The following is a 16,050-nucleotide window of genomic DNA, read 5'->3' as shown; positions in this document are numbered from 1 at the left end:
TATTTGCCCGAATTTAGGGAAAAATTGGAGAGATTTCATGTATTACGGCTTTGATGTTGGCGGCACAAAAATTGAGTTTGGTGCGTTCAATGAAAAACTTGAGCGAGTAGCAACCGAACGCGTACCAACGCCTACTGAAGATTATCAACTGCTACTTGATACGATTGCCGGTTTGGTAAAAAAATACGATAGCGAATTCTCTTGCGAAGGCAAAATTGGCCTTGGTCTTCCAGGCATGGAAGATGCGGACGACGGCACTATGCTTGTTGTTAACGTACCGGCTTCAACAGGTAAGCCATTACGCAAAGACTTAGAAGCGCTGATTGGTCGTAGTGTTAAAATCGAGAACGATGCGAACTGTTTTGCGCTGTCTGAAGCGTGGGATGATGAATTGAAAGATGAACCATCAGTAGCTGGCCTAATTCTAGGTACTGGTTTTGGTGGTGGTTTGGTTTTTGATGGCAAAGTATTTTCAGGACGTAACCACGTTGCTGGCGAGCTCGGCCATATGCGTCTTCCTATTGATGCATGGTTCCACCTTGGCGACAACGCACCGTTACTAGGCTGTGGTTGTGGCAAGAAAGGTTGTTTAGACAGCTACCTATCTGGTCGCGGCTTTGAACTGATTTATGAGCACTACTTCGGTGAGAAAAAGAAAGCGATTGAAATCATCCAAGCGTACAACGAAGGCGAAGCAAAAGCAGCTGAGCACGTTGACCGTTTCATGGAACTATTGGCTATCTGTTTCGCAAACCTATTTACTGCACTTGACCCGCATGTTGTAGCACTAGGTGGTGGACTTTCAAACTTCGAACTTATCTACGAAGAGATGCCAAAGCGTGTTCCTAAATACCTATTGTCTGTAGCGAAATGTCCAAAGATCATCAAAGCGAAGCACGGTGATTCAGGTGGCGTTCGTGGCGCAGCATTCCTTAACATTAAGTAATCATTACTTACCGTTAAGCTAATTAAGGTTAGATAGTTAAAAGCATAAATAAAAATGCCGCAATCTCAAAAGAGGTTGCGGCATTTTTTATTGTTCGGTGTTTCCGTTTCTTTAGCTCTTAACTTCTTAGCTCTCAAGTGCAAACGAAAAGCAAGAAACTACAGAACGAGAAAAAGAAGCCAGAGGGCTTACTTCTTCTTTTTACCAACACCAAGGTTGTCTTTTTGCTTCAACGTAAGCTTAGTAAAGCCAAGCTTGCGGAAATAGTTGTCTTGGTAGTTACGAACCGCTTTAGTATCAGAAATAAACTCAAGCTGTTGCTCAGTTTTTAGGTACTCAGTGATGTCGATACCTTCGGCTGCAGCTACAGCTTCTTGGATCGTGCGGTGTTCTTGTTTCGAAAACAGTAACTCTTTGTCTTCGTCTTTGTAAGTGTACAGAATGGTACGAGCCATGATGCTCTCCAATAGAATTATTACTTTGCGCGCACTCTACATAAAAACAGTACGTGGCTCAAGGTTATGATAAGAAATCTTAAGATTATCGTTCTAACGTTTAGCGTAATTTAAGCTATTTGTCTTTTAGGCAACGAACAGGTTGTCTTTCACGAAACGAAAAGAACAAAAAGCCCCTTAACATCGAAAGCTCGATAGAAGGGGCTTCGTCTATGTCTTAGCAATGAGCTTCTAAGTCAATTAAAAAGCAGCTAAGTCAATTTAGGTGTTTGAGCTTTGAATCAAACACGACCTTGCAGAGGAATGATCGTCACTGTCTCGCCAACTTTCACAGTATCAACTGCTGGAGAGATTTCGATTAAGCAGTTCGCTTCACTCATTGAACGCAGAATACCTGAACCTTGCTTGCCCGTTGTTTTCACTTCAAGCACGCCAGATTCATTCATCGAGAACACACCACGGCTAAATTCAGTACGGCCTTGGCGTGAGCGCAGTTGTTCAGTTGCTACAGCATTTGCTTTTACTGGTGTCCAGTTCGTTTGACCTTGAAGCTTACGGATCGCAGGCTCAACAAAGTTAATGAACGACACCATCACAGCAACAGGGTTACCCGGTAAACCAAAGAACGGCTTGTTCTCAATCTTACCGTAAGCCAATGGGCGACCTGGACGCATGTTGATACGCCAGAAGTTGATTTCACCCAGTTTATCTAACGCAAGCTTGATGTAATCCGCATCACCAACAGACACACCACCAGAAGTCAAAACCATATCGGTTTCAAGCGACGCAGAATGCAGCACATCCATCATCTTCTGCTCATCATCTTCAATGATGCCGTAATCGACGATGTCACAGCCGAGCTTTTGAAGCATGCCGATAATAGTAAAACGATTTGAGTCATAGATAGAGTTTGGTTTTTGCTCGTGCCCCGGCGCTTGAACTTCATCACCCGTAGAGAACACACCCACTTTCACTTTACGCAGAACAGGGCAGGTACCAAAACCTAACGACGCCATCATGCCCATTTCTGGCGCTTCAATGCGTGTGCCACGTGTAAAGACAGGTTGGCCGATTTCTAAATCTTCACCTGCCATACGGACATTTTGTCCGACCGAGATTTTAGCATCAGGGAAGCTAACTTTATCGCCATCTCGGACGGCTTGTTCACGCATCACGACAACATCAACGCCTTCTGGCATTGGTGCGCCCGTCATGATCTTAACCGCTTCACCTTGTTGAACGATTTGCTCGTAGCTGTGACCCGCCATGACTTCAGCAACGATGTTGTAGCTGTCCAATTCTAGATCTTCACTACGAATTGCATAACCGTCCATTGCAGAGTTGGTATTCTGAGGAACGTTGATTGGCGAAATCACATCTTCAGCCAGCACACGGCCGTAGCCTTGCAGTAATTCAACACTCTCTGTGAGATCGAGTGCGTCAATGCTATCAACAATCTTTTGCTGACCTTGAGTAACGGTTAAACCTGCAGGAGAGAACGAATCACAACAAACAGCTGGCGCAGCGTCTTTTGAAGATGAGCATGACACTGCTTTGCCTGTTGTAGAGGCAAGGTCAAAGGACTGCGCGTAATTGATGATGAAATCACGAATCGCTTCTAAATCGCTGATCGCCATTTGTGGCAGTTCTGATTCAACTTGGCTGTCTGCCGCGATAGCAATAATGTTGTTATCGTTTGGATATAACCAAGGTTTGCCCACTTCATCTCGGTGCAGTTCAATTTTAGGGAAGGCGATGTTCTTACAGCCTTCAACCAAAATCAGATCAAGCGTGTTGGTATCAAATCGAGTCAGCAGGTAATCAAAATCGGCTTCGGCTTCTGGTGTTTCTGTCATCATCACGTGACGATTACGAGAAGCGATCAACATTTGGTTTGCGCCCGCTTTACGCAAGCGGTAACTGTCTTTACCCGGCTTATCGACATCAAAATCGTGGTGAGCATGTTTTAACACGCCAACTTTTAAACCCGCATCAGTCAACAGAGGAAGCAGGGCTTCAAGTACGGTCGTTTTGCCTGTACCGCTATAAGCAGCAAAGCCCAATAAAGGAAGGTTAGGGCGTTGTTTAGAATCTTTCATTATTGAAGCGTTCCGAATTGGGTGAGTTCTTCTGGCGTGTTGAGATTAACAAAGCAGTTAGGAGAATCGCTGAAATCAACGTATTCGGTAACACACTCTTTGTATAGCAAGATGATTTTACGGTCACCACGTTCCAAAAACGCTTCTAACTTTGGTAGAACACGTTTGTGGAATAGGGTGAATACAGGTTGCTTAAATTCGCCATCATGCGCGACAAGAATGTCACTGTCTTCTTTAACTGCAGAACAAAAACGCTCAACAAGGTCGTCACTGATTTGTGGGCTGTCGCAAGGGACAAAGCCGACCCAGTCTGTGCTCGCGTTTTTAAGGCCAGCATGAATGCCACCCAACGGACCTGGGTAGTCAGGGAAAGAATCGGAAACAACCGGAGCAAATGCTTGGTAGCTGTCTAAGTTACGATTGGCATTGATAGTGATGCTGACATCTTGTTGTGACAGCTTGTTTATAACGTATTGAATAAGCGGAGAACCGTTGAGCTCAACGAGTCCTTTATCTTTTCCGCCCATACGGCTGGCCTGCCCGCCAGCCAAAATAACCCAACTAGTTTGCGTTGGAAGCAGCATAAATATTCTCTTGTGCTTTATCTTTCTTAATAACTTGAAAAAGCGGGGATTCGGTCAAAGTATTGTCTTTGATCCACCATTGCTTCTTACATAAGTCGGTTAACGCGTTAGTTTGGTGACTAGTGATGACTAAACTCGCGCCTCTTTGAAGAAGATCTTCGGCCATTATCACCAATCTTTCAATAGATTCTTTGTCTAAAGAGGCACTTGGTTCATCCATAAGCAAGATTGACGGCTTAAGAATCCAGGCTCGTGCCATTGCAACGCGTTGACGCTCACCACCAGACAACACAGAAATGTGTTCATCTGCCAAGGTTTCTAAACCTACCATTCTCAATGCATTAATTATTTGAGCTCGCTTATCTTTTTGGCTCTCTTTGTTAAAGCGAATGCCATAAGCGATATTTTGGTACACCGAACCATCAAAAAGATAGGGGGTTTGATGCAGGTAGATAATGTCTTTGAACTTGAGCCTAGGGAATAAGATCTGCTGCCAGCTTTGTGTCGGAGACTGAATGCGGCCAGAGCTGGGCTGAATCAATCCAGACAATATTTTAAGTAGGGTCGTTTTACCCACACCATTATCTCCTTTGAGATAAATGGCATCGTTGGGGCCGATCGACAATTCGGGAATATGGAACAAAACACGCTCTTTGTAGCGCATTGAAATTTGCTGCGTTGTTATTTTTATACTCATGACAGCGTTCCTAAGTTCTTAAATAGCCTTTTCCTCTCACACTGGAAAGGAAAAAGTTAAGGGCTAATGCCAATGCTAATAACACCATACCGAGGGCGACGCCTTGAGCGAATGCGCCTTTGTGGCTTTCCATAGCGATAGCTGTTGGGATGTTTCTTGTCATCCCCATAATGTTGCCACCGACCATCATTGAACAACCAACCTCAGTGACGATACGAGAGAAGGCAGCGATAGTTGCAGCTAAAAGAGGGAAGCGCGTTTCCCAAATTAACGTACACGCCACACGAGTCGTTGATACGCCAAGCGTGCGCGCGGTTTCTACCGCTCGGCGGTCACTGGCCTGCAGAGCGCCATGCATCATCGCAACTAGGATTGGGAAACAGATCAGCATCTGACCTAGAATCATCGCCTTTTGGGTGAACAGTAATTCCCAATCACCTAACGGGCCAGAGCGAGAGAGCATCATGTACATCAACAAACCGATAACCACGGTTGGGATAGCTTGCAGGGTGTTGATCACCGATAACAATGCCCACTTCCCGGGGAACTCGGTATAAGCCAATAAGAAAGCCATAAGGATTGCAGGAACAATCACTAATGAGATGGCGGACAAAGATACGCTGAAAGATACCGCGACGATTTTCCACAATTCGTGGTCAAAACTCACTAGTAGGTTCATTGCATCAATCGTTGTTTGCCATAGGGTCATGAAGTATCTCGTGTGAATCGATAATAGGTCTTTATCGGTAATGACTGATGTTAATCATAGCTGACCCAAACTATTTGAGTGTGTATTGGTCAGCTATTGTTTCTTTAAATGCTTCAGTTAACTGGTTAGTTAAGCGTAGTGCTAATTGGAATTAGTACTTACAACAAACCATTCTCAGCTTGTTATAAACGAATCTACGCTGACGAAAAACTACTCTGCGCTCGCTACAAACAGCTGTTTGCCATGCAGTTTAAAGTCGTTAATCAGTTTCTGACCTTTAGGGTTCACCAACCAATCACTGAATACTTTCGCTGCTTGGTAGTTAATGCTTGGGTAGCGCTCTGGGTTAACAAGGATTACTTGGTAAGGATTGAATAGGTTCTTGTCACCTTGGAAAAGGATTTTAAGATCCAGTTTGTTTTGGTAAGCCAACCATGTGCCACGGTCTGTCATGGTGTAGCCTTGCATCTCTGACGCCATGTTCAGAGTAGGGCCCATACCTTGACCAACACTGCGGTAACCACCAAAGTTTGGTTCAATTTTAGTTTGCGCCCAAATACCCATCTCTTTCTTATGAGTACCAGAGTCGTCGCCACGAGACACAAACGTCACGTTATTAGTCGCGATCGCTTTGAACACATCTGCCACTGCTTTTTGAGATTCTATTTTTGCAGGGTCGTTTTGTGGACCAACGATGACAAAGTCGTTATACATCAGCTTACGAGGTAAAACGCCGTAGCCTTTTTCTACGAAATTCGCTTCAGCTTTTGGTGCGTGAGTCATTACCAAATCAACATCACCATTTTCGCCCATGCGAAGTGATTTACCGGTACCCGCAGCTAGAACATCAACCTTGATACCAGAATCTTTTTCGAACTCAGGCAATAAGTAGTCCAGTAGACCAGAGTGATAAGTACTTGTGGTTGTCGCCAACTTAATATGAGTGGTGTCTTCCGCGCTGCTAGCCGTGTAACTGACGATAGATAGAGCTGCAATAGTTAGGGGAATTGCTTTCATTATTATTATGTCCATTCTGTTATAAATGAATGACATGCCTTCAATTTTAAAGGGCTCAAAGAGGGCATGTGCATAAGACGCTAATTGTTGTAATTAGAAATCTACACCTTATTAGCAATCTTAATGCCAACAAATAATGCATCAGATTTCATTAAATTGCTGTTATTTCGGACAAAACTGAGTCTTTTACCCCGTTAAAATGAATCAAAACATGAGCTAGGACAAAATGTCGCACATTGTCCCTGTTGGAGAAAAGGTTAATTGGTACACTCTGTCCCAACTTTTCTCACCGGCTAATCATTATGTCTTTACCTAGTTCATCTGCATCCAATCTCAACCCGAACACATTGACTCAGTATCAGGCCTTTTCCGTTTTGGTCGTCGATGATGAATTGGGTATGCAGGCTATCTTAAAGAAAGCACTAGGTAAGTTCTTTGGCAAGGTGTCGAGCGCAGGATCGGTTGAAGAGGCTGAAACGCTGCGTTCGAGCGAACATTTTGATCTGATTGTCCTTGATATCAACCTACCAGGCCGATCTGGCATTGAGTGGGAAGAGGCGTTTAACGACAACGACAAACGCGCCGATGTGATTTTCATGACGGGTTATGCCGATCTAGAGATGACCATATCCGCGCTTAAGCTTGGTGCTTCAGATTTTATTCTTAAGCCGTTCAACCTCGAACAGATGATACAAGCGGTTCTGCGTTGTATGGATAAGCGACTCGACCAAAGAATGCAGTACGCGTTGAAGCGTGATGTGAGTCGTCATATCAAGACTGAACTGATTGGCAATTCAGACAAGACCAAACAACTTAAATTGCTGATCAGTCAATTTGCACCGTCTCGAGCGTCCGTCTTGATAGAAGGTGAGTCGGGTACCGGCAAAGAGCTGGTTGCTCGTGGTGTACATGAAGCCAGTAAACGCACAGGTCCATTTGTGCCAATCAACTGTGGTGCGATTGCTCCAGAGCTTCTAGAAAGTGAACTGTTTGGACATACATCAGGCGCATTTACTGGTGCGAAGAAAAACCGTGAAGGTCTTTTCCGAGTCGCAAGTGGTGGCACCTTGTTCCTTGATGAAATTGGTGAAATGCCACTGCCAATGCAAGCTGCATTGCTACGCGTGTTAGAGCAAAGAACCATTCGTCCAGTCGGTAACGAAAAGGAAATTTCCGTTGACGTACGAGTGGTGGCGGCGACCAACCGAAATCTTCAAGAAGAGGTCGATAAAGGGCACTTCCGCCGCGATCTGTTCTACCGACTCAATGTACTTAAGATTGATGTGGTGCCATTGAGAGAGCGCCCGTCAGACCTGATTGAACTTGTTCCATACTTTACTCGTCTTTTATCGAGCGAGCTTGGCATGCCAGTTCCAAATTGGGCACATGAAGATATCTTGGCGTTGAACGAATACGAATGGCCGGGAAATATTCGTGAACTTAAAAACTTAGTCGAACGATGCATTCTTTTAGACAAGCCACCAGCACACTATTGGCGCGAGATTAATGGTGATCCTGTTCCCGCTAGCATTTCAGTGACGGTGTCACATGGTGCGGAAATGCCAAACTTGAATAATGCAGACGCTGCCGAGGGTTATCCAAACACTTGGACACTCAAAGAAGTAGAAAAATCTCATATAGAACAGCTGGTTAGTTTTCATGATGGCAATAAATCGGCAGCTGCAAGAGATCTTGGCGTCGCACGTAAAACGCTAGAGCGTAAGTACAAAGATTGGAACACAGAAGGCTCTGAATATGCCGATTAGACGTCGTTGGTGGTCAAAGTGGGCGTTCCGATTCAAAACCATGGTTCGCTACCGATTATTATTCCTAACATCAGCTCCGATCATTCTGACCTTGTGCGCGCTTGTGGCTATCACACTTTATTGGTCAATACGTTACACGTGGCAGGGCGCTCTGATTGATGTTGATGAACGCTTGGATGTTGCCGATAACAGTATTCACCTGATCCAAAATCAGCAAGCATACAACGTTCGTGCGTTCGCCGAGTCTTATAACTTTCGAACCAAACTCGCGAGTGATCTTTCACACGAAGAGCTAACTCGCTGGGTGTCTGAGAACAAATCTCGCTATGAGCTCGATTTTCTGCGCTGGCGCAGTGTCGAGAGCATGGAAAAGAAACTCGAATATCTAAACTTAACTCACAAGCCTTCATTTTTCAGTGTCTTAAGCCGTAATGAACTCAATTATCTCGATCGTGACCTCGCTAAAAAAGCGGAAGTTCCGATGCTCAACGGGCAAGAGGTCGAGACTCGCGGATTGGTAAGCCGAACCGTTGTATCCATCAAAGATGAACATGATCATGTGATTGGTTTTCTGGATGGTGGGATCTTACTGAATAACAGTACTCAACTTGTTGACCAAATCAGTAACCTTATCTATCCACAACGAGAAGGTTTTAATCGTCATATAGGAACGGTCACGGTTTTCCTTGATGATCTTCGTGTTAGCACCAACGTGCCTTTGAGCAGTGAAGACAGTGTAGGGCGCGCCATTGGTACACGTGTTTCTCACGAGGTTCACTCGAAAGTCTTGAATGAAGGTAAAGAGTGGCTAGATCGAGCGTATGTTTACGATGCTTGGTACATCACAGCTTACCAACCAATCCATGACCAGTTTAATAATGTGATTGGTATGCTTTACACCGGTTATTTGATTTGGCCGCTGATAGAAACGTACTTAACCAACCTTGGCGAAATTAGCATTACCATTGTGTTGCTTCTGTTGGCATCCGGTTTGATCGTTCACCGTGGCGCACGTGATCTTTTCAACCCAATCGAACGCATTCATAAAGTGGTGAAGCTAGTACAGATGGGGCAAGACAAGCGAATTGGTACGCTAGGTTTGGATGATCAACACGAACTGACACTGCTCGCTAAACAGTTCGATAAGATGTTGGATCTACTGCACGAGCGTAATCAAGAGATTCAACAAGCGGCGTCTGAACTAGAGTGCAAAGTGCATTCTCGTACCGCGAGTTTGAAAGAGAAAACTGAAGAACTTGAACTGCACATCAAGCTTCTTAATCAAGCCAGAGATAAGCTGGTGGTCAATGAAAAACTGGCCGCGTTAGGTGAATTAACGGCAGGTATTGCTCATGAGATCAATAACCCAACCGCCGTGATTCTTGGCAACGTTGAACTGATGAAGTTTGAACTGGGCGATGAAGTGAGCCGTGTAGATGAGGAAGTCCACGCGATCATGGAGCAGATTGACCGAATTCGAAATATCACACGAAGCCTGCTTCAATACAGCCGTCACGGCGGCGTACAAGACGAAATTACGTGGCAACATATCAACCCAATAGTGGATGAAAGTATTACGCTCGTAAAAACAGGTGCGAAGAAGAAAGGCATTGTGTACGTATCGCAGCTGAACGCTAAAACCTCAGTCGAGGTCAATCGAAACCAATTGCTACAGATTCTGGTTAACCTACAAATGAACGCGATTCATGCAATGGACGGTCAGGGCACGTTAACTATTTCGAGTGAAGACTGGGTTGAAAATGGTGTGTCTCATGGCGCTATCGTTCATGTTCAAGATGAAGGCTGCGGTATTAAGGAAGAACAACTGAAACGTATCTTCTCGCCTTTCTATACCACCAAACGAGATGGCACGGGCTTAGGGTTGTCAGTATCTCAGAGTATCTTGAGCCAAACTGGCGGCGAGATCCGAGTTGAATCTGAGATAGGTAAGGGAAGTTGCTTTAGTATCTATCTTCAACAGAAAGCGACACCTCAATTGCTTGTATCAAACCTATAAGTTCTAAGAACTCATTCACTGATATTATCATCTGATAATATTTCTAACGCGCTTGTGCTATTACACGAACGTTTTAGCCCAAGCACGAAAATTCCGCACTACTAATCTATCGCAAACCAAATCTCAACTCGCTGCAAATGAGGTACTCCAAGCCTCACAATCGCTCGCAGAAGACAGTCAGAAAATGGCGAACACTACAGAACACCTTACTGAGCAATTGAAATACTTTAAGGTTTAGCATCAATAGGACTATTAGCTTAAAGATAAAAAGCTCATAAAAAACACCTCCGCACTTGCGATAAGTTCGGAGGTGTTTTTATTTATGGCTAGTCATTTGCTATAAGCAACAAACGTCTAAAGCATCAAGCCTAATGCGCCGCTACTGAAATTTTCGGTGGGTTGATGTTGTGCTTCTTAAACTCTTTCATCACACGCAAAGTAATGTCGGTTTCAAACAGCTTCTCATACGCAGTATCCACAACGTAAGCCTTACAAGTTAGCTGTATTGCTAGGTAGTTATCGGTAATCGTCTGTTTAACCAAAACCGTTACAGGTTTCGGCAAGTGGATATAACGACTTGAAGACGCCGCTTCTTGAATCAGATCGCGGGCTAGGGTGATGTCTTCATCCATACCAACGTAAAACGGAATCACCACCTGCATGTCCAACGCACCGTAGTTACCACTGGTGGTCACTTCATTTAAGAACTTGTTGTTCGGAATGGTAATGATGTCATCGTTCAGGGTTCTCATTCGCACTGAACGCAAACCAATGGTAATGATATCACCGTAGTTGCCTTCGAACGTGACGCGGTCACCAACTTGAAAGGGCCTATCAATCATTACCGTGATGCCCGCGATGAATGAAGCTGCCAAATCTTTAAGCGCAAAGCCGACTGACACGGCGAGGGTACCACCAATCAAAGCCAGTATTTGGTCGTTGATTCTAAAGCTCATCATGAACACGATAAGACCTGTGCTCACATAGATAAAGAACTGAGTAAACGACTGCAGTTTCTGTAGCAGCATTCGGTATTGCACGAATTGGCTACCAAAACTGGTCACCATCGAGTTGATAAACTTAAGCAGCAACCACATTGCAGCGATAACGATCATGGAGAAGAACACGCCGCTCCATCGCACTAGGCTCGCTATCTTTGAGATGTTTTCTACATTGGCTAACTCTTCCGTCGCAAAGGTCGGGAAACTGACAGCACTTGCCAAGCCAACAAATAGTAGGATAAATAACTTCTTCATTTTACTTCACCAGTAGATGTTGACGGTCGAGAACGTTAGTAATGTGGCGGAACCAGTGCTCGGAAATTCGAGCCTTTTCTTCATGCCAACCAATATAACCACGGCTTTCAAAGTAACGCAGAATACCGGTTATCTCAGCCGTACTTAGCTGCGTACAATCAGACAAGACTTCTGGAGACGCGATTTCCAACTGCACGATAGATCGAAGTACAGCCAACATAGGTTTTGGCATGTTTTCCAGCTCCTGTGCTTCAGGAACATGAAACAAGCGCACCACGGCTTGATCGGTATCTTTGTTTCGATTCAAAGAGAGTCGGAAGAAGCGCAGCGCAACGGTAGGGTTACCATCAGAGTAATGCCACAAGATGCGGTAGAAGCCTTGGCGTGCTCGATCTTCCTCACTCATGTCATCTTGGTCCCACTGTTTAGGCACCACTAAACCATCAAACGATAACGGCTTCTCAAGCTCCGTATTGATACGGCTATTTAGAAGCTCACCGACTTGTTTCTCTGTCCAACGCGGAAGGAAACACACCAAGTCAAACAGCAAACGTTCGCCACGCGCTCTATCCACAAATCGCCAGCTTGATTTGGCGATCGATATCACGACACGGTGGTTCTTTTTAGAACGACGCAGAAGGTTGGTCAAACGAATCAAATCAGACAGGCCACCGACCATTGGTTGCACCAGTCGTTGTGCGTTATCAATCGCGATAAGGTAAGTGGTATTGCTCTTACGAAGATGCGCTAATATTTGAATTTCAGTCGCTTCTTCGTCCAAGCCAATGCTCACGGCTAAATGCGCTAAAAGCTCTTGGTAACCCGCATAAGGGCAACTCACGTATACAGGCTCAGCGTTAGAGACTTTGTGCAGTAAGGTATATAGCAGCGTTGTCGCGCCGACACCACGTTCGCCAGACACAATACAGATAGCCGGGCTGTCTGACATTAAGTAGCGTGATAACTGCTTAATTTCATCTCCCGCGTAATCTATCAACGTACTGTCGATATTACCCGGAAGAATGTATTCATAGGTTTGATCGCCTTTGATTCGAACCAAGTTTTGCTGATTCTTATCAAGGTCAGACTGTTTAGCAACTTCAATTCTAAATAGATAAGCTAAGGCCTGGCTAAACAAAGTGTAATTGGATAGCAGGGCCATAATTCGATGTTGAAAGTTGTAAACACTCAACCACACGATGCCAATGGCCGTCGCCAATATATTAAGTAAGAAGGTATCCTTGCGGTTTACTGCCCAATTCACCCAAACCGGGCGATCAGAGATGTGTTGCAACGTATTGAAGACCTTCGCTCTCCATAGTCTGAGAACTGAGATCGTGACCAGCACAAACCAGAAAAACAGAGCGCTGTAAATCCAGCTGTAAATCGTACCTTTGCCTAGCGTAATACTTGATATCTGGAGAATCACACCCGCAACGATGAAGCTCCACACGTAACGACGAATAGTCGATAGGCGTAGTACTATCACTTCTTGATTTGATGTACGACCTAAACGGTAGGCAAATTCCAAAATAAAGCTGATGGCAATCGAACCACCTAGAATCCACCAAGTGAAGATCTCCAGGAAAATCAAATGTTGAAGACTAGGGATACTAGAAAGCACTCTCAATGACAATGTGATGGCAATTAGCCAAGCAATCGCACGATCAGCGCGGCTGATATACCAAATCACGCGAACCAGAAAAGGAGGGTTCGTTTTCGCTTCAAGAAAGTTAATTCGAAACAGTTCAATCAAGCGGGTGCTGTTGGCAAGCCACCACACTAAACCGAAGTAGATGAATAACACTTTTAGTGAGGCACCAATCACTGGCACTGGCGAAATAAAGATGTCTTTAACGAGCGCTTTAAAGCTACGAATTTGAAAGTAAACAAGATACTCAATGTTGAGCTTGGTTAATTCCCACTCTTGCTTAAATTGAGTTACGCCGTAGGGGCCAAAACCCGTTAGGCGCTCTTTATTAGCGGAATTCGTCTGCTCTAACAGGTGTTGCTTGCTCACATTCAAGCTATTCAAAGTGACGTAACTGGTTTGAACGGCAAACCATTGATCGGCGTCGTTGTTCGCTCTGTAGGCTTTTATCTGTTGCTCGAAGGTTTTGATTTCCTGCTTTTGAACTTGTAGCACTTCAGCGAGCAATATATTGACTTGGCGTCTGTCCGACGGTTCCATAAAGAGGGGGTCGGGTAACGAATCAATTCGATCATCGAGATCAACAGCAGAATCGGATACCTGCGGCTGAGATTGTAAGTCATATTCCAAGTTGGCATGACTAGGCCAAGAGAGAATGGCCAAAGTGAGGATTAAGAAGCGCGATAGTGAACGCATAAAAGTCTCTTAGAATTATGAGGTTAGGATTACTATAGTTAGATAATCTGACTTTGTGAAATCCAACCCCGTGTCGGGGGCGAGTACTTTATTCCTGTTTCGAGCGATTTTGTCATGAAATTGTCAGGGATTAGGCTAGTATTTGAGCATCTTTATTATGTCTTCTGTTGCGTTGATCGGGTTGGCTTTTACTGTGACCAATCAGCATACGATATATTCAATGGTTGGCATGATTTGGGACGTTATATACCGCCCATTATGGTGCGCTGTTCGATATTTTGTTTTTCCTTAAAATCGACGGTTTTACGGCGATAAATAGAAAACCAAAAATGTGAGTCAGTTCAAACTATGATTTGGCTAGGTTATCACTCACTTAATGGCCAGTAATTGCAATCAATACTTGCAGTTAAAGCCCTGAACAAGTAACGTTGCGGCGTTTTTCACATTAAAAAGGTAATGGCATTGATCTCCACAGCAAATATCACCCAACAATTCGGCGCTAAGCCACTTTTCGAAAATATTTCAGTTAAGTTCGGCGAAGGCAACCGCTACGGTTTAATCGGCGCGAATGGCTGTGGTAAATCGACGTTCATGAAGATCCTATCTGGTGAACTTGAGCCAAGTGCTGGTAACGTAAGCTACGATCCAAACGAGCGCGTTGCTAAGCTAAACCAAGACCAGTTTGCTTACGAAGAATTCACGGTAATCGACACGGTTATCATGGGTCACAAAGAGCTTTGGGCTATTAAGCAAGAGCGTGACCGCATTTACTCTTTGCCAGAAATGAGCGAAGAAGACGGCATGAAAGTGGCTGACCTTGAAGTTCAGTTCGCTGAAATGGACGGTTACATGGCAGAAGCTAAAGCTGGTGAGCTTCTTCTAGCGGTAGGTATTGAAGAATCAATGCACTTCGGTCTGATGAGCGAAGTAGCACCGGGTTGGAAACTTCGTGTTCTATTGTCTCAAGTACTGTTTGCAGACCCGCATATCATGCTTCTTGACGAACCAACGAACAACCTGGACATGGACACCATCAAGTGGTTGGAAGACACGCTAAACCAACGTAACTGCACAATGATCATCATTTCGCACGACCGTCACTTCCTAAACTCTGTTTGTACACACATGGCTGACCTTGATTACGGCGAACTTCGTCTATTCCCAGGTAACTACGATGAGTACATGACGGCTGCGACTCAAGCTCGTGAGCGTCTACTGTCTGACAACGCTAAGAAGAAAGCACAAATTGCTGAACTTCAAACGTTCGTATCTCGTTTCTCTGCTAACGCATCTAAAGCGAAGCAAGCAACGTCACGTGCTAAGCAGATCGATAAGATCCAACTAGACGAAGTTAAAGCGTCTAGCCGTCAAAACCCATTCATCCGTTTCGAACAGTCTAAAGAGCTATTCCGTAACGCACTTGTGGTTGAAAACCTATCTCAAGGTTTTGAAGAAGACCTATACAACAAGTTCGACGGTATTTTCGAAGTAGGTGAGCGTGTTGCTATCATCGGTGAGAACGGTGTGGGTAAAACAACACTACTTAACACACTAGCTGGCGCTCTTGAGCCTCGCACAGGTGAGTACAAGTGGTCTGAAAACTCAAACATCGGTTACTACGCTCAAGATCACGCACACGATTTCGAGACAGACATGAACTTGTTTGATTGGATGAGCCAATGGCGCCAAGAAGGCGAAGACGAGCAAGTTGTTCGTGGCTTCCTAGGTCGTATGCTATTTGGTCAAGACGACATTAAGAAATCTGTAAAGGTTATCTCTGGTGGTGAGCAAGGTCGTATGCTTCTTGGTAAGATCATGATGCATAAACCAAACATCCTGCTAATGGATGAGCCAACAAACCACATGGATATGGAATCTATCGAAGCGCTTAACTTGGCTCTTGAGAACTACAAAGGCACATTGTTCTTCGTATCTCACGACCGTGTATTCGTAGACTCGCTTGCAACTCGTATCCTTGAAATCAAAGATGGCAAGATCAACGATTTCCGCGGTACTTACGCTGAGTTCTTGAAAGCACGCGGCTAAGCTTTAAGTTAGCCTTAGTTTTCAACTCTATGCGTTGGAAATTAAGCTATAAATTGAAAATTAAAAACGCCGTCATACTAAAAAGCATGACGGCGTTTTTGTATCTAGTTA

The 16,050-nt window shown here is 44.6% G+C and carries 12 protein-coding genes; 4 read left to right on the top strand and 8 right to left on the bottom strand.

The features are described 5' to 3' along the window. Positions 1–37: 37 nt before the first annotated feature. Positions 38–946 (top strand): N-acetylglucosamine kinase, encoded by a 909-nt coding sequence (gene nagK, locus A6D97_RS11530; protein ID WP_004733781.1) that lies wholly within the window; start codon positions 38–40, stop codon positions 944–946. Positions 947–1,134: 188 nt separating this feature from the next. Here nagK and A6D97_RS11525 read toward each other — a convergent pair whose 3' ends face one another. From A6D97_RS11525 to A6D97_RS11500, 6 genes are all read right to left on the bottom strand, one after another. Then, positions 1,135–1,401, bottom strand: a complete 267-nt coding sequence (locus A6D97_RS11525) for a DUF2960 family protein (RefSeq protein WP_004733780.1) — start codon at positions 1,399–1,401, stop codon at positions 1,135–1,137. Between the two features lie 281 nt (positions 1,402–1,682). After that, positions 1,683–3,500, bottom strand: coding sequence for a bifunctional molybdopterin-guanine dinucleotide biosynthesis adaptor protein MobB/molybdopterin molybdotransferase MoeA (locus tag A6D97_RS11520; RefSeq protein WP_065584419.1), 1,818 nt, complete (start codon positions 3,498–3,500; stop codon positions 1,683–1,685). Further along, positions 3,500–4,084, bottom strand: coding sequence for a molybdenum cofactor guanylyltransferase MobA (gene mobA / locus A6D97_RS11515; RefSeq protein WP_004733776.1), 585 nt, complete (start codon positions 4,082–4,084; stop codon positions 3,500–3,502). Before mobA ends, A6D97_RS11520 begins: the two co-directional genes overlap by 1 nt. Continuing rightward, positions 4,062–4,781, bottom strand: coding sequence for an energy-coupling factor ABC transporter ATP-binding protein (locus A6D97_RS11510; protein WP_065584418.1), 720 nt, complete (start codon positions 4,779–4,781; stop codon positions 4,062–4,064). The genes mobA and A6D97_RS11510 overlap by 23 nt, the downstream gene beginning before the upstream one ends. Positions 4,782–4,791: 10 nt before the next feature. Beyond that, positions 4,792–5,490 (bottom strand): ABC transporter permease, encoded by a 699-nt coding sequence (locus A6D97_RS11505; protein ID WP_017068184.1) that lies wholly within the window; start codon positions 5,488–5,490, stop codon positions 4,792–4,794. Between the two features lie 210 nt (positions 5,491–5,700). Beyond that, on the bottom strand, positions 5,701–6,507 hold the full coding sequence (locus A6D97_RS11500; RefSeq protein WP_048612063.1) for a substrate-binding domain-containing protein: 807 nt from the start codon (positions 6,505–6,507) through the stop codon (positions 5,701–5,703). Between the two features lie 302 nt (positions 6,508–6,809). Here A6D97_RS11500 and A6D97_RS11495 point away from each other — a divergent pair, with 302 nt between their 5' ends. Both A6D97_RS11495 and A6D97_RS11490 read left to right on the top strand, forming a co-directional pair. Continuing rightward, entirely contained in the window at positions 6,810–8,273 is a 1,464-nt protein-coding gene (locus tag A6D97_RS11495; protein WP_065584417.1) for a sigma-54 dependent transcriptional regulator, read from the top strand. Next, complete coding sequence (locus tag A6D97_RS11490) at positions 8,263–10,290, top strand: cache domain-containing protein (protein WP_065584416.1); 2,028 nt, start codon at positions 8,263–8,265, stop codon at positions 10,288–10,290. Before A6D97_RS11495 ends, A6D97_RS11490 begins: the two co-directional genes overlap by 11 nt. 368 nt (positions 10,291–10,658) lie before the next feature. Here the strand turns inward: A6D97_RS11490 and A6D97_RS11485 are convergent, their stop codons facing one another. Both A6D97_RS11485 and A6D97_RS11480 read right to left on the bottom strand, forming a co-directional pair. After that, complete coding sequence (locus A6D97_RS11485; RefSeq protein ID WP_048612067.1) at positions 10,659–11,546, bottom strand: mechanosensitive ion channel domain-containing protein; 888 nt, start codon at positions 11,544–11,546, stop codon at positions 10,659–10,661. Position 11,547: 1 nt separating this feature from the next. Beyond that, complete coding sequence (locus A6D97_RS11480) at positions 11,548–13,893, bottom strand: AAA family ATPase (RefSeq protein ID WP_065584415.1); 2,346 nt, start codon at positions 13,891–13,893, stop codon at positions 11,548–11,550. A gap of 462 nt (positions 13,894–14,355) precedes the next feature. Here A6D97_RS11480 and A6D97_RS11475 point away from each other — a divergent pair, with 462 nt between their 5' ends. After that, complete coding sequence (locus tag A6D97_RS11475; protein ID WP_009846736.1) at positions 14,356–15,939, top strand: ABC-F family ATPase; 1,584 nt, start codon at positions 14,356–14,358, stop codon at positions 15,937–15,939. Positions 15,940–16,050 lie beyond the last annotated feature (111 nt).

The organism is Vibrio sp. ZF57 (assembly GCF_001691235.1).
Classification (GTDB): domain Bacteria; phylum Pseudomonadota; class Gammaproteobacteria; order Enterobacterales; family Vibrionaceae; genus Vibrio; species Vibrio crassostreae_C.
The sequence above is the reverse complement of the archived record's forward strand: the minus strand, read 5'-3'. Positions and strand labels throughout refer to the sequence as shown.